The following is a 15,545-nucleotide window of genomic DNA, read 5'->3' as shown; positions in this document are numbered from 1 at the left end:
TCGAATTGGTTGAGTTTGCGCCGGGGGAGAGCAGCGCGTAGTGTTGGACGCTGCTGCGCATATCTGTGCGTGCACTGCTGGTTCGCCTCGCTTCCGCCTTCGCGGGAATGTCGTCGTGCCAGCCGACAAGAGATCTTGGGAAGGGCATTCGCCCTTCGGTATTGGAGGAGAACCATGGCAGCTACTTGCCAGGTGACCGGAGCCGTTCCTGGCTTCGGACACAACATTTCACACTCGCACCGACGCACCAAGCGTCGTTTCGACCCGAACGTTCAGACCAAGAAGTACTACGTACCGTCGCTTCGCCGTAACGTCACGCTGACCCTGTCCGTCAAGGGCATCAAGGTCATCGACGCTCGTGGCATCGAGTCGGTCGTCAAGGACCTTCTCGCCCGTGGGGAGAAAATCTAATGGCCAAGCAGCATGACGTCCGCCCGATCATCAAGCTCCGTTCGACGGCTGGAACCGGTTACACGTACGTGACCAAGAAGAACCGTCGCAACGACCCCGACCGTCTCGTGCTCAAGAAGTACGACCCCGTAGTGCGCAAGCACGTTGACTTCCGTGAGGAGCGCTAAAAATGGCGAAGAAGAGCATGATTGCCAAGAACAACCAGCGCAAGGTTATCGTCGAGCGCTACGCAGCGAAGCGCCTTGAGCTCAAGAAGGCCCTCGTTGACCCGGCCGGCACCGACGAGTCGCGTGAAGCAGCTCGCCTCGGCCTGCAGAAGCTTCCCCGCAACGCGTCGCCGGTTCGCCTGCGCAACCGCGACGCGGTTGACGGCCGTCCCCGTGGACACCTCAGCAAGTTCGGTATCTCGCGCGTTCGTTTCCGCGACATGGCTCACCGCGGCGAACTGCCCGGCATCACCAAGTCCAGTTGGTAGAGCGCGCGTGACCGCCTAGTCGGTCATTCGGAACCTCCGGTTCCGGAAAAAAGAGAAGATTTCGACTTCGGTCGGCGTCTTCTCTTTTTTTGTCTCATTTTTCGCGTAGAGCGGAAATGGGGCCGTTCCGGAGGGGCAAACCGCCTCGAAACGCCGTAAATCCGCGGAATTCCGGGGAACTCTGCTAGATTCAACCCGGTCCAACCGGCCAACGGAGGCGCTTTTCGAAGCGTCGCCCGACATACGTGAATACCTGTTTTTACAGACAAAGGTCCGAGGAGGACACTCAATGGCTGACAAGTCGCTGAACAAGACCGAGCTCGTTGCCAAGGTTGCCGCAGACTCTGGCCAGAGCCAGGCTGCAGTCGACGGCGTTCTGAACGCTTTCTTTGCAACTCTCGCTGACACCGTCGCGAACGACGGCAAGGTCACCATCCCAGGCTGGCTCGGAGTCGAGCGCACCGCAACCGCAGCGCGCACCGGCCGCAACCCGCAGACCGGCGAAGAGATCGCCATCGCCGCCGGCCACCGCGTCAAGCTGACCGCCGGCAGCAAGCTCAAGGCTGCCGCCAAGTAGGTTTCGCCCCAAGAGGGCAGGGCGTCGACTTCGGTCGACGCCCTGTTTGCTTTTAACGGCCCCCTGTCATGATGGGGGGGGCGACGACCGCGGGGGAGTCACGGCGCGGCCCACGAGGTTAGGCTTAGTCGGTGCCTCGTCTCGTACGTATTTCCGGTCCGGCAGTACTCCTGCTGGTCGCCATGCTTGCGACGCTCGTGGCCCTGGCCTACGGCGGCGGCTCGGCCGCCCAACTGCTGGCCGATCCCGGGCCGGTCGTGCGCTGGGGCCTTCCCCTGGCCAAACTGCTGGTGAACGTCTCCGCGGCGGGAACCATCGGTGCCCTCGTGCTCACCGTCTTCGCGCTGAGCCCGCGTGAGCCCGAGTACAACACGGCGATCGACTTCGCCTCCGGCTCCGCAGCGGTCTTCACCGTTGCATCCGCCCTGACCGGCTTCTTCACCTTCCTGCAGGTGACGACCATCCCGCTCAGCTTCGACGACCGGTTCAGCGCGACCGCCGGACAATTCTTCAGCGACATCGAAATCGGCCAGGCGTGGCTGGGCACCACCCTGATCGCGGCCGCCGTCACCGTGCTCTGCTTCGCGGTGCGCTCCCAGACCGGGCTCGTCTTCGTCACGGTCCTCGCGGTGGGCGCTCTCGTGCCGATGGCGCTGCAGGGGCACGCGGCCGGCGCCGAGGGACACAATATCGCCATCACGGCGCTGGGGCTGCACCTCGTCTTCGCCGCGATCTGGTTGGGCGGCCTGCTCACCATCATCGTGCTCCGCAAGCAGCTGGCCGGCGGCCGCATCGATGTGGTCATCGACCGGTACTCCACGCTCGCCCTGGTCAGCTTCATCGTGGTCGCGGCCTCGGGCTACGTCGGCGCGGAACTGCGGCTGGGCACCTGGGAACGCTTGTTCACGCCGTACGGCATCCTGGTGCTGGTCAAGGTCTTCGCCCTCACCGCGCTGGGCGTCTTCGGCGCCGTGCAGCGCCGAACCCTGATCCGACGGATGCAACGCTCCGAGCAGGCCGGGAGGCCGCACGCCGGTCGCTGGTTCTGGTGGCTCGTCGTGGCCGAGCTCGGGTTCATGGGGTTGGCCTCCGGCGTGGCGGCCGCTCTCGCGAAGACGGCGACCCCGGTGGCGCAGGTCACGGCGACCCAGGTGCCCACGTCGACGCCCGCCCAAATCCTAACCGGCGAGCTCCTGCCGCCCGAACTCACCTTCGGTCGCTACTTCACCGAGTGGAGCTTCGACCTGGCCTGGGTGCTGTTCTGCGCCTTCGGGATCTTCTTCTACGTCGCCGGGGTGGCCCGCCTGCGCCGCCGCGGTGACCAGTGGCCGGTGTTCCGCACAGTGCTGTGGGTGACCGGCATGCTCGTCCTCTTCTACATCACCAACGGCGGGGCGAACCTCTACGCGCAGTACCTGTTCTCCTCGCACATGCTTATGCACATGGCCCTGACCATGCTGGTGCCGGTGTTCCTGGTGCCGGGGGCGCCGGTGACGCTCGCCGCCCGCGCGATCCGCAAGCGGCAGGACGGCAGCCGCGGTCCGCGCGAGTGGATCCTTCTCGCCGTGCACTCACGGTACGCGGGCATCCTGGCCAATCCGCTGGTCGCCGCTGCCCTCTTCGCCGGGTCGCTGTGGGTCTTCTACTACTCGTCGCTGTTCAGCTGGGCGACCACCGATCACATCGGCCACGAGTGGATGGTGGTGCACTTCCTGATCACCGGCTACCTGTTCGTTCAGTCACTGATCGGCATCGACCCGGTGCCCTACCGCCTGCCCTACGCCGGCCGCCTGCTCCTGCTACTGGGAACCATGGCGTTCCACGCCTTCTTCGGGGTGACGATGATGACCGGAACCGGGCTGCTCCTGGCGGACTGGTACGGCGCGATGGGGCGTGACTGGGGCCTCAGCGGCATCGCGGACCAGCAGATGGGCGGTGGGATCGCCTGGAGCGTCGGCGAGATCCCGACCATCGCCCTGGCCATCGCGGTGGCTATCCAGTGGAGCCACAGTGACGAGAAGGAGACCCGTCGCAAGGACCGCAACGCCGACCGCACCCACGACGCCGAGCTCACTCAATACAACGCGCAGCTGGCCCGGCTCGCCGCCCGCGACCGCGACCGCGCGGAGTAGCGGCAGGGCGCGACCGACGTCAGTGCAGCTGGAGCGCGAGCGAGCCGTCCGGGTTGACCGTCACGCTGATCGCGACCGACAGGGGCACATCCTCGTCGCGGGTCTCGACCTCGCCGTCGAACAGGGACTGCACCTCGACCACGATGTGAGCCTGGCCCGGGGTTTCGGGCATCTCGAAGGTGGAGTCGCCGCCCGTCAGGGTGACCTGCGGGTACTCGGCGATCGACCAGAGCGGCGGTTCGGTGACCCGGTCGTTGATTTCGATGCCGAAGGGGCACCCCGACGGCTGCAACACCTGCTGGGTGGTGCAGGCGTTCAGGAAGCTGTCCAGCTCGTCCTGCACCTGGGTCACGAACTGTTCGTTGGGCTGGGCGTCGATGGTGACGTCCGTGGTGCCGGATGCGGTCACGGTCACGGTCTGCGGCGGCGACGAAAGCAGGGCGGACGTGTGGCCCATCGTGTAGCGCGCCGGCGCGAAGGCGAGGTAGGCGGCCTGATTGGAGAATGCGGCGGGGGCGCCCTTCGCGGCGTGGGCGCGCGCGTCGAGGGTGAGCTGGTCGATGGAGAACGTCGCCTCGTGCAGCACGGTCACCTGCAGCACGGCCAGGGGGCTGGTCTCGAACCGCCAGCTGTCGAAGACGCCGAAGAACGTGCCCGTGTGCGCCACCTGGAACGTCATCTGCGCGGGTTCGCCGTCGAGGCGGAAGCCGTAGACGACCGTGTGCCGGTCCTGCGCGGTCTCGCTGTCCCCGGTGAGACGGATGTCGGTGAGCTCGCCCAGCACGGAGGGCCGCAGCAGCGTCCGGGGGAGGTCCTGCGGCAGATCCGCCGCCTCGAGCTGGTCGTCGGTGGGCGTGACCCCGGGCAGCATCAGCGCGCTCGAGACATCCTGCCGCGCGAGCGCATCGAGGTACTGCCGCACGAATCCGCTCGCGCTGTACAAGTCCCGGTTGAGCGAACCGATCGTGGCGACCAGGGCCGCGCCGAGCAGGGCGGACACGAGGACCACGGCCACGACGGCGCGCCGCTGGTTTCGCCGGCGCCTGCCGTCCCGGTTGCTCACTCCCTCATCCTACGGCGCGCATCTTCTCCACCGACCCGCCCGCCCGGCCGCCTCCCACAGCCGGGCCGGATACAGTGGGATGTCCCGTCCGAACCCATCGAAAGTGCCCACCGTGTCCGAGATTCCGTCTGAGATTCCGCTGTCGCGCGAGCAGGCCGAAGTGTTCCAGGCCATCGAGGGCACCCGCCAGAACGTGTTCGTGACCGGCCGCGCCGGCACCGGCAAATCGACGCTGCTGAACCACCTGTCCTGGCACACGAGCAAGCAGATCGTGATCGCGGCGCCCACCGGGGTGGCGGCGCTGAACGTCGGCGGCCAGACCATCCACTCCCTGTTCCGGCTGCCGATCGGCGTGATCGCCGACAACGCGATCGACCAGTCCGACCAGGTGCGCAAACTGCTCAACACGATCGACACCGTGGTCATCGACGAGGTGTCCATGGTCAACGCCGACCTGATGGACGCGATCGACCGCAGCCTCCGCCAGGCCCGGCAGCGCCCGAACGACACCTTCGGCGGGGCGCAGATCGTGCTGTTCGGCGACCCGTACCAGCTGGCCCCGGTGCCGGGTGACTCCGACGAACGCGCCTACTTCGCCGACAACTATCGGTCGATGTGGTTTTTCGACGCGAAGGTGTGGCAGGCCGCCGACCTGCGCATCTTCGAGCTCACCGAGGTGCACCGCCAGCGGGACGCCGACTTCAAGCACATGCTCAACGCGGTCCGCCACGGGCAGGTGACGGCCGAGATCGGCGGCGCGCTCAACGCCGCCGGGGCGCGCACTCCGCCCAGCGAGGGCGTGATCACCCTGGCCACCCGCAACGACGCGGTGAACCGCATCAACGCCTCCGCCCTCAAACGACTGTCGGGCAGGGCGCGCACCGCCAAGGCGGACGTCACCGGCGACTTCGGCGGCCGCACGTTCCCGGCCGATGAGGTGCTCGAGCTGAAGGTGGGCGCGCAGGTCATGTTCCTGCGCAACGACTCCCAGCAGGACGGCGGTCCGCGCTGGGTGAACGGCAGCATCGGCACCGTCACCCGGGTCGAATCGACGGTCTACGTCGATATCGACGGCGAGACGCACGAGGTCGAACCGGCGGTGTGGGAGAAGTTCAAGTACACCTACAACCCGACCACCAAGAAGCTGCGCAAGGATGTCGTGGCCGAGTTCACGCAGTTTCCGTTGCGGCTGGCCTGGGCGGTCACCATTCACAAGTCGCAGGGCGCCACCTATGAGCGAGCGGTTGTGGATCTCGGGGCGAGGGTGTTCAGCCCCGGTCAGACCTACGTGGCCCTCAGCCGGTTGACCAGCCTGGACGGCCTCTACCTCACCCGTCCCCTGCGCCCGAACGACATGATCGTGGACGAGAATGTGCGGCGGTTCATGCGCGGCCCGCGCCCGGCCGCGCCGAACCCGCCCGCACCAGGCCTCGCCTTGCCGGGCACCGCGGAGTAGCACCCGCTTCGATCAGCTGCGGCTTCGATCAGCAGCGGCCATCAGTGATGGGAATGCGGTGATTCCGGCAGCACGGGGTGGGCCGTTTCGCTGTGGGAACCGTGCGGCACCGCGTGCGCGCCCGCATCCGTTGCCGCCAAGGCCGGCGTGGTCAGACCGGAGACCAGAAGACCTCCGAGCGCCAGCGCCGCCAGGAAGCGCCGGCCCTGAGGTGTGCCCGTTGCCGCGGACTCCGACGCCGCCCGCCGCCGGGCGACGGCGAGGGAGAGGGCCACGAACACGCTGAACAGGGTGGCGACGGCCATCGGGAAGACCGGCAGGCCCGCCGCATCGGCGGGCAGGCCGAAGCCGCTGCGCAGGGTCGCCGTGGCTCCCCAGACGAATACCGGGATCAGCGCCCCGACAACGGCCAGGTCGGCCACGAGGACGCGCCCCCGCACGAGGGTCGCCACACCCCAGCCGATCTCCGCGGCGCCGACCCCGGCGAAGAGGATCGCGAGCGGCAGGGGAGCGCCCGCGCCCACGGCCAGGTGAATGGTGCCCGCCCCCAGGGCGGCGAAGGCGGTCCAGAGGAGGCTGATCGGAGTCATGGGAGTCCTGTCCGTGGGTGCGTCGGTGGGCGTGGGCGTGGCGCGGCTGCCGGTTACGCGGTGACCGTGCGGGCAGCGGTCTTGTCCGCGGCGAGCCCGGCGCCGAGCAGCACGATGGCGCTGGCCAGATGCAGGAAGTGGTCGGCGGTGTTCAGGGCGAGGATGTTCAGCGCGGTGCTCGCGATGAAGAACCCGACGATTCCCAGCAGCAGGTACACGGCGCCGACCGTGGTGTTGACGGCCTTGGCCGCGGAGACGGTGGACACGCCGGCGATCAGCAGGGCGGCGCCGATCAGGAGGTGGGCGGTGTTGTGCAGGGGGTTGACCGCGAAAATGCCGAGCAGCAGCCCGCCCTGGGTGGCGAAGAAGCTGACGCCGCCGGTGACGGCGAAGCCGAGCAGTCCGACCAGCAGGTAGACGGCGCCGAAGACGGTGGCGATGAGTCGGTTGGGTGATGTGCGCATGAGAATGACCTCCGGTAGTTGTCACGGTCCCGCCGTGCTTGGTAACTGTTCGGAATCATCGGGGATTCGGTTTGGCCGGTGCGGTGATTGCCCGGTGCGGTGACTGCACAAACACAGAACGGGCGCACCCTCCGCGGAGGGTGCGCCCGTTCTGTGTTTTAAAGCTGGGGATCAGGCCCGGCGACGACGGCCGGCCAGTGCACCGTAGACCAGCAGCACGATGATTGAGCCGGCGATGGCGAGGAGCCAGGTCTGGATCGAGAAGAAGCCGGCCAGGTCGACCCCGAAGATTGCCGAGCCGAGGAAACCGCCCAGGAAGGCGCCGACCACGCCGAGGATCAACGTGATGATCCAGCCCCCGCCCTGGTTGCCCGGGAGGATCGCCTTGGCGATTGCGCCGGCAATGAGGCCGAGAATGAGGAATCCGATGAAGCTCATGTGTCTTGTCCTTTTCTATTCTGTGGAATCGTGATTGGCGCTGCGGGTGTCGTCCGCGCTGCTAGCGTCAGCATTGCTGTCGTCATCATTGCTGTCGTCAGCATTGCTGTCGTCAGCGTCGCTGTCGTCGCTGCTGTCGTCCGCGGCGAGGTGCACGTCTTTGACGGTCACATCGACCGGGCCGACCTGCATCCCGACGATCGTCTCGATCGCGGTGGCGACGGCGGCGCGAACATCGTCCGCGACCTTCCGCAGTTCGTGCGGGTACTCGACGACGATGGAGATCGTCGCCGATACCCGACCGTCGGCGACGTCGACGCTCACCCCGGGGGAGAGGTCCGCGCCGCTGAAGGCTTCGCGGATCGCCCCGAGGGCGCGCGCGGCGCTACCGCCGAGCGCGTGCACACCGGGCACCTGATTTGCCGCGATGCCGACCACCTTGGCGACGACGCCGTCAGTGATGACGGTTTCGCCTGGCCCGGTGACCGGGTTCTGTGCGGATGCGCTGGTGTCAACGATGGTGGAGCTCCGATCTGGGAAGGTGATACCGGTTCACGCGAACGCCAACCGGGCAGTGCACTGATAGGACGTGCCGCGAGCGACTTTCGTCACGCGGATGCGAATAAAAGTTTTAGGGCGGGGCGGAACGGGCATCGGTGCATCAGGCCACGGCCGCCAGAACGGCGGTCATCGTGTGGCTCTGGCCGGGTTCGAGCCGAACCAGATCCCCGCGGATGTTCGCGGTCTCCACACAGACCATCCCGGTCCACTCCTCGTCGCCGAAGTCGGACATCGACCGGGCCTTGGCAGCCCAGGGGTTCCACACGACGGTGCTGTGCGACTCGCGCTTCTCGATGGTGACGGAGTGGCCCGCCGGGTCGATCACCGTGGCGGCGGCGTCAGTGCCGAGGTAGATCCGGTCCGTTTCCGCCTCGAACCGTACGGGCTCGCTTGCCCCTGGGACCTCGGTGAGACCCGCCAGCTGATCGAGGAAGGGAGCGCCCTCGAGACCGGCCACGCGCACATCGCGCACATCATCGACCCGCAGGTAGGTGTGCAGCGCCTCTTCGAAGGTCACGGCCTCCGGTTCCAGGTTGGTGATCCGCAGGGCGAGGGCCAGGCGGGTGCCGACGGTGACCGTGTAGAGCGCCTCGAACCGGTGCGGCCAGGCGGAAGCGCGGGTGGCCGGGGTATCGCCCAGTCGGAAGGTCAGCACCACGTCGTCGCCGGCTTCCTGCGCGTCGACGAATTCCCATTCCGTCAGCCGGGCGAACCCGTGCGCGGCGGCGGACGGAGCCCCCGCCTTCGCCCCGAACCAGGGGAAGCAGATCGGAACCCCGCCGCGGATGGCCGCGTCCGGCAGGAACCGGCTGGTCGCGCTCAGCCACAGAACGGGCCGCCCGCCGGCCGGAGTCCACGCGGTGACCTGGGCCCCGTGCAGGTAGATCTCGGCCGAACCCTGGCGGCCGGCCACGCGCACAACCGGCAGGCCGCCCGAACCGAGGCCGACCTCAACGGATGCCGGCAGGGACGCGGGAACAGGAGGTGCGAAGGGCATAGTGACAGTTTCGCAGCTTCCCGCGCTCGGGCCAGTCGGCGCGCAAGCCGGGCGTGGTCCCCGCTGGCGTCGGGGAGTAGCGTGGGGGTGTGCAGAAGAAGAAGAAGAAGAAGGTGCGGCATTGGCGTGACCTGAGCCCGCGGCAACGGGTCGGGGCGATTGTGGGCGCATCCGTGCAGTTCGCCCTCGCGGCCGCAGCGTGGCGCGACCTCGCCGCCCGGCCGGCGGCGCTTGTGAACGGGCCGAAGGTGGTCTGGGCCCTCGTCATCGGGGTGAACTTCATCGGCCCCCTCGCGTATTTCGCCGGGGGCCGCCGCACTCGGGGCCGGCTGGGCTAGTAGTCCCGCAGGTACTGCTCCAGGCAGGGCACCTTGAGGAGGGCGAGGGCGCGCTTCTCGATCTGCCGCACCCGTTCCCGGGTGACGCCCTGCACGACCGCGATCTGGTCGAGCGTCTGCGGTGCGCCGCCGGTCAGCCCGAATCGGGCGGTCAGGATCGACCGTTCGCGCGGGGGCAGTGCGTTCAGGTAGAAGCCGATGTCGGTGGCCCGCATGGTCAGCACGGCGTGCTCCTCCGGCTGGGGCAGGTCATCGTCGATGATCAGTTCGGAGATGTCGCCGAGGCCGTCGCCGACGGGGGCCTGCAGCGACATCGGCTCGTTGTCGTACCGGAGCAGCCTCATCACGTCGACCACCTGGATCTGCGAGGCGTCGGACAACTCCTGCATGGTGGGTTCGCGGTCGAGGGTGCTGGTGAGGTCTCGGCGGATGCGCTTGATCTTGTTGAGCTTCTCCGCGGTGTGCACGGGGATGCGGATCATGCGGGATTTGTCGGCCATGCCGCGGTGGATGGCCTGGCGGATCCACCAGGTGGCGTAGGTGGAGAACTTGAAGCCGGTCATGAAGTCGTATTTCTCGACGGCGCGGACGAGGCCGATGTTGCCGTCCTGCACGAGGTCCATGATCGGCATGCCGCGTCCGGAGTAGTGCTTGGCGATGCTGACCACCAGGCGAAGGTTGGCCTCGATGAAGCGGTTCTTCGCACGGTGGCCGTCGTGGGCGAGCCACGCGAGTTCACGCAGGAGTGAGGGTTCCAGCGCGCCCGGCTCGGCTCGCTCGGTGCGTTCCTCGGCGAACAGGCCGACTTCGATCCGCCGGGCGAGGTCGACCTCGTCCTCGGCGGTGAGGAGCGCCACGGCGCCGATCTTCCTCAGGTAATCACCGAACGCATCCGTGGCGGCACGGTTGTAAGTGGCGATGGATGGCTGGCGTGCGGTGATCGTCATGAGTCTCCTCCAGTTCGGGCTGGAACATCAGTACACAGCCCACGCCTCATCCCGTCGAGGGACTTGACGCGGACCTCGAGAAACCGAATAATGCTCGGAAACGGCATTCGGCTTGTCCGGCTCAGCCGTGGGCCTGGACATAGCCGACCAGGCCTTTCACGGTCGCGACCCGGGGGTAGTCCCGCGCGGGGGTATCGACGCCGGTCGCCTGCGCGATGGTCTCGATCAGCCGCAGGAAATCGAGGGAGTCGAGTTCGAGATCCTGCCTCAGCCGAGCATTTTCATCCAGATCGTCCGTGTCGACATCCGGCGCGACCTGGCCGATGGCGGCGTAGACGGCCGCGCGAGCATCCTGTTCGTTCATAGCTCCTCCGGTGCCTGCAGCAATTCTTCGACCTGGGCCAGGAATCGGCTTCCGCGCAACCCGTCGCTGACCCGGTGGTCGGCGGACAGGGTGGCCGTGACCGCGGGCCTCACGCCGAGCAATCCGTTGTGCGCCCACGGCTGTTCGACCACCCGGCCGAGGCCCACCAGGGCGACCTGCGGCGGGTAGATGACCCCGAACACGCTTTCGACGCCGAGGTCGCCGAGATTAGTGACCGTGATGGTCGGATCTGCCATCTCGGCACGCGCCAGGCGCCCGGCACGGGCGCGGCCGACGAGGTCCCGCAGCTGGGCCATCAGAACGTCGAGGGAGAGCGTGTCGGCGTCATGGATCGCGGGGGCGACCAGGCCGCCCTGGCGCAGGGACACGGCCACGCCCAGGTGAACGGCGGCGCTCGGCCTGAAGGCGCCGTCGGTGTAGAAGCCGTTCACTTCGGGCACGGCGCGGGCGGCCAGCGCGCAGGCCTTCAGGAGCAGCGCGGCGGGGACCAGGCGTTCCGCGACGGGCCGACCCGCGTTGACCTGTTCCATCCACGCGAGCGCGGCCCGCAGGTCCAGGGTGGTGCTCAGGTAGTAGTGCGGGATGGACTTCTTCGAGCGGGCCATCAGTGCGCCGACGGCGCGGCGCAGGCCGGCCGCCCGCTCCGCGGCGACCGCCGGCGTCATCACCCGCGGGGACGGGGCGCGCGGGGCCGCGGGTGCCCGCGACGACCCCCTCATCGAAGGACTCCACGTCGATGTCCGCCTTCTCCGTGTCCACGACGGCGACCATGTCTCCGCGGTGCACGTAGTCGCCGGGCTTGACCAGCCACTCGACCACCTTGCCGTGATCCATGTCCGCGCCGAGGGCGGGCATCAGGAAGTCACCCATGGGTGCCCACCGCCTCCCGGGCCGCGGCGACGACGCGGTCGACGGAGGGGAGTGCGGCCAGTTCCAGGTGCTTGGCGTAGGGCAGCGGCACTATCCACGCTGCAGACCCGGCCGACCGGCGCATCCAGGTCGAAGAAGGCCGACTCGGTGATGCGCGCGCTCACCTCGGCGGAGATGCTGCCGCTGCGCCATCCCTCGTCCACGATGACGGCGCGGTGCGTGCGCGCGACGGTGGCGAGAATCGCGGCGTCGTCGAGGGGGCGCAGGGTGCGCAGATCGAAAACCTCGGCGTCGATGCCCTCCTGCGCCAGCGGCTCGGCGGCGTCGAGCGTGATCTGCAGGGTGCCGCCATAGGTGATGAGGGACACGTCCCGGCCGGATCGGCGCACGGCGGCGGTGTCGATGTCGACCGCGCCGGCGTCGTCGGCGATCTCCCCGGCCACGTTGTAGAGCGAGCCGTGCTCGAAGATCAGCACCGGGTCGGGATCCTGCAGCGCGGTCCACAGCATCCCGCGGGCGTCTTCCAGGGTCGACGGGGTGAGGATGCGCAGCCCCGGGATGTGGGCGTACCAGCCCTCGAGGCTGTGCGAGTGCTGCGCGGCCAGCTGGCGCCCGGCGCCGGGCGTCATGCGAATCACCAGCGGAACGCTGAACTGCCCGCCCGACATGTGCCGGAGGGTTGCCGCGTTGTTCATGATCTGGTCCAGCGCCAGGAGGCTGAAGTTGACGGTCATGATCTCGACGATGGGACGCATCCCGCCGAGCGCGGCGCCGATCCCGGCCCCGACGAAACCCGACTCCGAGAGCGGGGTGTCACGGATGCGTTCCGGGCCGAATTCCTCCAGCAGCCCGAGGCTCACCGCGAAGCAGCCGCCGTACCGCCCAACGTCCTCGCCCATCAGGAAGACCCGGTCATCGCGCGTCATCGCCTCACGGATCGCGGCGCGCATCGCCTCGCGGTAGGTCGTCTTCATGTCGGCATCCCCGTCACTTCGGGCCTCGCTCGGTGTAGAGGAACCGGGTGAGGTCCTCAACCGGCTCGGGTGTGCCGGCCTTCGCGAACTCGACGGCGGCCTGCACCTCCGAGTCGACCTCCCCCTGCACCGCCGCCCACGTCTTCGCCGGGAGCTCGCCGGCCGCCTCCAGCGCCGCGCGCAGCAGGTCGATGGGGTCGCGCTCCAACCAGGTGGCCACCTCGGCCTTCTCCCGGTAGCGCTCGGGGTCATACATCGAGTGCGCCCGGAACCGGTAGGTGCTCAGCTCCAGGAAGTGCGGGCCGCCGCCGGCTCTGACCATGTGCACCGCCCGCCGGGCCGTCTCCTCGACGGCGAGCACGTCCATCCCATCCACGGGCCAGGCGGGAACCTCGTAGGCGGCCGCCTTCAACGCGATATCCGTCTGGGATTCCGAGCGCCCGAGGGCCGTGCCCATGGCGTACAGATTGTTCTCGCAGCGAAACAGCACCGGCAATTGCCACAGCGCGGCCAGGTTGATGCTCTCGTGGAATTCCCCTTCCGCGACCGCGCCCTCCCCGAAGAAACAGACGGTGACGCGGTCGCGACCCGCCATCTTGTCGGCGAGGGCCAGGCCCACCGCCAGGGGCAGGCCGCCCGCCACGATGGCGTTGCCGCCGTAGAAGCGGGTGGCCGCGTCGAAGAGGTGCATCGACCCACCCCGGCCGCGGCAGCATCCTTGTTCGTAGCCGTACATCTCCGCGAGGATTGCTCCCGCCAACACTCCGCGCAGCAGGGCGTGGCCGTGCTCCCGATAGATGGCCAGTACCGCATCCTCCGGTTCGAGTGCCGCCATCACCCCGGCCGCGACCGCCTCCTCGCCGATGTACACGTGCATGAATCCGCGGATTTTGGCCGCGCTGTACAGCTCGACGCATTTCTCCTCGAACCGCCTCGCCCGCAGCATCTGCAGCAGCAGGTGGCGGGCCCGCTCCGGGTCGGCCGTGACCCGTCTCGCGGTGAACTCATCGATCATCGGGGTACCTCCACGGTCGACGTGTCCCCTTCCGGCAGGCCGAGCTCCCTGGCCTTCAGCAGGCGGCGCAGGATCTTGCCGCTGCGGGTCTTCGGCAGCGTCGTCGTGAACTCGACTTCCCGCGGTGCCACGGCCGGGCCGAGGCGTTTTCGCGCGAAACCGATGATGTCCAGGCGCAGTGCCTCGGCGGGCTCCCAGCCCGGGTGCAGTTCGACGAACGCCTTGACCACCTCGCCGGCGACGGGGTCCGGGATTCCGATCACGGCCGCCTCGGCCACCGCGGCGTGCTCCATCAGTGAGCTCTCTACCTCGAAGGGGCCGATCAGGTGGCCGGAGGACTTGATCACGTCGTCCCCGCGACCGACGAACCAGCAGTAGGTCCGCGTCCCTCCGGACCAGGTCGCCGGTGAGGTACCAGCTGCCCACGAAGCACCGGCGGTAGCGCTCCTCCTCGTTGAGGTACCCGCGGAACATCGAGGGCCAGCCGGGGCGCAGGGCCAGCTCTCCCACGGCATCCGGTTCGGTCACCAGCACGGGTTCGGCGCCCCGCATGACGGGTGTGCCCTGCTCGTCGCGCTGAACCAGGGCGGCCTCGACGCCGGGCAGGGGGCGGCCCATCGAGCCCGGGCGGATCTTCGGTGGCGACGTAGTTCGAGATCATGATTCCGCTGGTCTCGGTCTGCCACCAGTTGTCGTGCACCGGCAGGCCGAACGCCTCCTGACCCCACACGACGACCTCGGGGTTGAGGGGCTCGCCCACGCTCGCCACGAATCGCAGTGCGGACAGGTCGTGGGCGGTGGCCCGCTCCGTGCCGGCCTTCATCAGCATCCGCAGAGCCGTCGGCGCCGTGTACCAGACGCTGACCCGCTGATCGGCGAGGATGCGGTACCACCGGTCCGCTTCCATCTCCTCCTCGTCGACGATGCTGGTCACGCCGTGCACGAGCGGGGCGATCACCCCGTAGGAGGTGCCCGTGACCCAGCCGGGGTCCGCGGTGCACCAATAGATGTCGTCGGGATGCAGGTCGAGGGCGAAGCGGCCGGTGGCGAAGTGGGCGGTCACGGCGTCGTGAACGTGGATCGCGCCCTTGGGAGTGCCCGTGGTGCCGCTCGTGAAGTGCAGCAGGGCCATGTCCTCGGGGTGCGTTTCGGCGATCTCCCCGTAGGGCGGCGCCTCGCGCATCAGCGCCGCCAGGTCCAGCGTGCCCGGTTCCGGTTCATCCGCGGCGTCGACCAGGAGAACGTGCTGCAGCTGCGGCAGCCGGTCCCGGATCGGCGCCACCTTCTTGCGGTACAGCGCCCGCGTTGTGATCAGTGCCCTGCCTCCGCCCAGTTCCAGTCGCTGGCGCACGGGCTCGGCGCCGAACGCCGAGAACAGCGGGCAGAAGACGGCGGCGTGCCGGAGCGTGCCCAGCACTGCGACGTACAGTTCCGGGATGCGACCGGTGAGGGAGAAGACGCGGTCACCGCGCTCGATCCCGAGGCCCCGCAGCACGCCGGCGAAGCGGCTGGTCTGCTCGAGGAGCTCGGCGTAGGTGAGGGAGTGGCTCGTGCCGTCGGCCCGGATGAAGCGCAAGGCCTCCCGGTGCGCGCGGGGGCCCGCGGCATGCCGGTGACGGCTTCGTAGGCGATATTGAGGCCCTGGCCGCCCGGCAGCCCCGACAGGCCGCGGCGGGCCTCGTCCCAGGTGAATGTGGCGCGGGTCTTCTCGTAGTCGAGGAGGTTCGGGGCCACACGGAGGCTGGGGACGTCCTTTCGGATCGTGGGCCAGTGTGTCGACGACTCGGTTCCGGCTGTCATGAGCCCATGAAACCCCCGCCGGGGCGCGGCGGCTAGGAGCGTGTGCCAGTAA

Annotated in this window: 19 protein-coding genes and 2 pseudogenes; 7 read left to right on the top strand and 14 right to left on the bottom strand. The window is 68.4% G+C overall.

All coding sequences use genetic code 11. The annotated features are described in order from the left end of the window. Positions 1–174: 174 nt before the first annotated feature. From rpmB to E3O49_RS15615, 5 genes are all read left to right on the top strand, one after another. On the top strand, positions 175–411 hold the full coding sequence (gene rpmB / locus E3O49_RS15635; RefSeq protein WP_104099753.1) for a 50S ribosomal protein L28: 237 nt from the start codon (positions 175–177) through the stop codon (positions 409–411). Further along, positions 411–578 carry a 50S ribosomal protein L33 gene (gene rpmG / locus E3O49_RS15630; RefSeq protein ID WP_104099752.1) on the top strand — a complete coding sequence of 56 codons (168 nt, stop codon included), beginning with the start codon at positions 411–413 and terminating at the stop codon, positions 576–578. The genes rpmB and rpmG overlap by 1 nt, the downstream gene beginning before the upstream one ends. Before the next feature lie 2 nt (positions 579–580). Continuing rightward, on the top strand, positions 581–886 hold the full coding sequence (rpsN, locus tag E3O49_RS15625; protein WP_134364793.1) for a 30S ribosomal protein S14: 306 nt from the start codon (positions 581–583) through the stop codon (positions 884–886). 289 nt (positions 887–1,175) lie between these two features. Next, positions 1,176–1,463, top strand: coding sequence for an HU family DNA-binding protein (locus E3O49_RS15620; RefSeq protein ID WP_066598601.1), 288 nt, complete (start codon positions 1,176–1,178; stop codon positions 1,461–1,463). Between the two features lie 182 nt (positions 1,464–1,645). Beyond that, positions 1,646–3,595 (top strand): bifunctional copper resistance protein CopD/cytochrome c oxidase assembly protein, encoded by a 1,950-nt coding sequence (locus tag E3O49_RS15615; RefSeq protein WP_160141135.1) that lies wholly within the window; start codon positions 1,646–1,648, stop codon positions 3,593–3,595. Positions 3,596–3,614: 19 nt separating this feature from the next. On the opposite strand, the gene E3O49_RS15610 is transcribed toward E3O49_RS15615, so the two are convergent. After that, positions 3,615–4,658, bottom strand: a complete 1,044-nt coding sequence (locus E3O49_RS15610) for a hypothetical protein (protein ID WP_134403034.1) — start codon at positions 4,656–4,658, stop codon at positions 3,615–3,617. A 79-nt stretch (positions 4,659–4,737) separates the two neighbouring features. On the opposite strand from E3O49_RS15610, the gene E3O49_RS15605 reads away from it, so the two are divergent. Beyond that, positions 4,738–6,114, top strand: coding sequence for an ATP-dependent DNA helicase (locus E3O49_RS15605; protein WP_134365327.1), 1,377 nt, complete (start codon positions 4,738–4,740; stop codon positions 6,112–6,114). Between the two features lie 41 nt (positions 6,115–6,155). Here the strand turns inward: E3O49_RS15605 and E3O49_RS15600 are convergent, their stop codons facing one another. The 5 genes from E3O49_RS15600 to E3O49_RS15580 all read right to left on the bottom strand — a co-directional run bounded on the left by E3O49_RS15600 (position 6,156) and on the right by E3O49_RS15580 (position 9,164). Beyond that, complete coding sequence (locus E3O49_RS15600; protein ID WP_134365326.1) at positions 6,156–6,704, bottom strand: hypothetical protein; 549 nt, start codon at positions 6,702–6,704, stop codon at positions 6,156–6,158. A gap of 53 nt (positions 6,705–6,757) precedes the next feature. Beyond that, a complete protein-coding gene (locus tag E3O49_RS15595) occupies positions 6,758–7,168 on the bottom strand; it encodes a DUF4383 domain-containing protein (protein ID WP_134365325.1) in 411 nt (136 codons plus the stop codon). A gap of 171 nt (positions 7,169–7,339) precedes the next feature. Further along, entirely contained in the window at positions 7,340–7,606 is a 267-nt protein-coding gene (locus tag E3O49_RS15590; protein WP_134365324.1) for a GlsB/YeaQ/YmgE family stress response membrane protein, read from the bottom strand. A 15-nt stretch (positions 7,607–7,621) separates the two neighbouring features. Then, the gene (locus E3O49_RS15585) at positions 7,622–8,068 is read right to left on the bottom strand and encodes an Asp23/Gls24 family envelope stress response protein (protein ID WP_255578699.1); all 447 of its coding nucleotides are present in this window, start codon (positions 8,066–8,068) and stop codon (positions 7,622–7,624) included. 199 nt (positions 8,069–8,267) lie between these two features. Further along, positions 8,268–9,164: a D-hexose-6-phosphate mutarotase gene (locus E3O49_RS15580; RefSeq protein ID WP_160141133.1), complete on the bottom strand. Its 897-nt coding sequence runs from the start codon at positions 9,162–9,164 to the stop codon at positions 8,268–8,270. Between the two features lie 89 nt (positions 9,165–9,253). Between E3O49_RS15580 and E3O49_RS15575 the strand changes: the two genes are divergently transcribed. Continuing rightward, positions 9,254–9,502 (top strand): hypothetical protein, encoded by a 249-nt coding sequence (locus E3O49_RS15575; protein ID WP_160141132.1) that lies wholly within the window; start codon positions 9,254–9,256, stop codon positions 9,500–9,502. On the opposite strand, the gene E3O49_RS15565 is transcribed toward E3O49_RS15575, so the two are convergent. The 8 genes and pseudogenes from E3O49_RS15565 to E3O49_RS15540 form a co-directional block, all read right to left on the bottom strand. Further along, on the bottom strand, positions 9,499–10,449 hold the full coding sequence (locus E3O49_RS15565; RefSeq protein ID WP_179954742.1) for a sigma-70 family RNA polymerase sigma factor: 951 nt from the start codon (positions 10,447–10,449) through the stop codon (positions 9,499–9,501). The genes E3O49_RS15575 and E3O49_RS15565 overlap by 4 nt on opposite strands. A 121-nt stretch (positions 10,450–10,570) precedes the next feature. After that, positions 10,571–10,813 carry an acyl carrier protein gene (locus E3O49_RS15560; RefSeq protein ID WP_134365319.1) on the bottom strand — a complete coding sequence of 81 codons (243 nt, stop codon included), beginning with the start codon at positions 10,811–10,813 and terminating at the stop codon, positions 10,571–10,573. Beyond that, positions 10,810–11,553: a 2-oxo acid dehydrogenase subunit E2 gene (locus E3O49_RS15555; RefSeq protein WP_241978612.1), complete on the bottom strand. Its 744-nt coding sequence runs from the start codon at positions 11,551–11,553 to the stop codon at positions 10,810–10,812. The genes E3O49_RS15560 and E3O49_RS15555 overlap by 4 nt, the downstream gene beginning before the upstream one ends. Before the next feature lie 40 nt (positions 11,554–11,593). Continuing rightward, a pseudogene (locus tag E3O49_RS17255) lies at positions 11,594–11,668 on the bottom strand (hypothetical protein); the annotation flags it as partial. Positions 11,669–11,696: 28 nt separating this feature from the next. Further along, positions 11,697–12,678 (bottom strand): annotated as a pseudogene (locus E3O49_RS15550) (alpha-ketoacid dehydrogenase subunit beta). Between the two features lie 13 nt (positions 12,679–12,691). Beyond that, a complete protein-coding gene (pdhA, locus tag E3O49_RS15545) occupies positions 12,692–13,693 on the bottom strand; it encodes a pyruvate dehydrogenase (acetyl-transferring) E1 component subunit alpha (protein WP_134365318.1) in 1,002 nt (333 codons plus the stop codon). Then, a complete protein-coding gene (locus E3O49_RS18935) occupies positions 13,690–14,040 on the bottom strand; it encodes an AMP-binding enzyme (protein ID WP_338145007.1) in 351 nt (116 codons plus the stop codon). Before E3O49_RS18935 ends, pdhA begins: the two co-directional genes overlap by 4 nt. Next, positions 14,037–15,269 (bottom strand): AMP-binding protein, encoded by a 1,233-nt coding sequence (locus E3O49_RS15540; RefSeq protein WP_338145006.1) that lies wholly within the window; start codon positions 15,267–15,269, stop codon positions 14,037–14,039. The genes E3O49_RS18935 and E3O49_RS15540 overlap by 4 nt, the downstream gene beginning before the upstream one ends. Between the last annotated feature and the right edge of the window lie 276 nt (positions 15,270–15,545).

This window comes from Cryobacterium shii (assembly GCF_004402595.1).
Classification (GTDB): domain Bacteria; phylum Actinomycetota; class Actinomycetes; order Actinomycetales; family Microbacteriaceae; genus Cryobacterium; species Cryobacterium shii.
Note: the sequence above shows the minus strand (reverse complement) of the source record. Positions and strands in the feature narration are given on the sequence as shown.

Coding starts and splice junctions, on each gene's coding strand:
- rpmB (WP_104099753.1), top strand. CDS start 175: ATGGCAGCTACTTGCCAGGTGACCGGAGCCGTTCCTGGCTTCGGACAC.
- rpmG (WP_104099752.1), top strand. CDS start 411: ATGGCCAAGCAGCATGACGTCCGCCCGATCATCAAGCTCCGTTCGACG.
- rpsN (WP_134364793.1), top strand. CDS start 581: ATGGCGAAGAAGAGCATGATTGCCAAGAACAACCAGCGCAAGGTTATC.
- E3O49_RS15620 (WP_066598601.1), top strand. CDS start 1,176: ATGGCTGACAAGTCGCTGAACAAGACCGAGCTCGTTGCCAAGGTTGCC.
- E3O49_RS15615 (WP_160141135.1), top strand. CDS start 1,646: ATGCTTGCGACGCTCGTGGCCCTGGCCTACGGCGGCGGCTCGGCCGCC.
- E3O49_RS15605 (WP_134365327.1), top strand. CDS start 4,738: ATGTCCCGTCCGAACCCATCGAAAGTGCCCACCGTGTCCGAGATTCCG.
- E3O49_RS15600 (WP_134365326.1), bottom strand. CDS start 6,704: ATGACTCCGATCAGCCTCCTCTGGACCGCCTTCGCCGCCCTGGGGGCG.
- E3O49_RS15595 (WP_134365325.1), bottom strand. CDS start 7,168: ATGCGCACATCACCCAACCGACTCATCGCCACCGTCTTCGGCGCCGTC.
- E3O49_RS15590 (WP_134365324.1), bottom strand. CDS start 7,606: ATGAGCTTCATCGGATTCCTCATTCTCGGCCTCATTGCCGGCGCAATC.
- E3O49_RS15580 (WP_160141133.1), bottom strand. CDS start 9,164: ATGCCCTTCGCACCTCCTGTTCCCGCGTCCCTGCCGGCATCCGTTGAG.
- E3O49_RS15565 (WP_179954742.1), bottom strand. CDS start 10,449: ATGACGATCACCGCACGCCAGCCATCCATCGCCACTTACAACCGTGCC.
- E3O49_RS15560 (WP_134365319.1), bottom strand. CDS start 10,813: ATGAACGAACAGGATGCTCGCGCGGCCGTCTACGCCGCCATCGGCCAG.
- E3O49_RS15555 (WP_241978612.1), bottom strand. CDS start 11,553: ATGAGGGGGTCGTCGCGGGCACCCGCGGCCCCGCGCGCCCCGTCCCCG.
- pdhA (WP_134365318.1), bottom strand. CDS start 13,693: ATGATCGATGAGTTCACCGCGAGACGGGTCACGGCCGACCCGGAGCGG.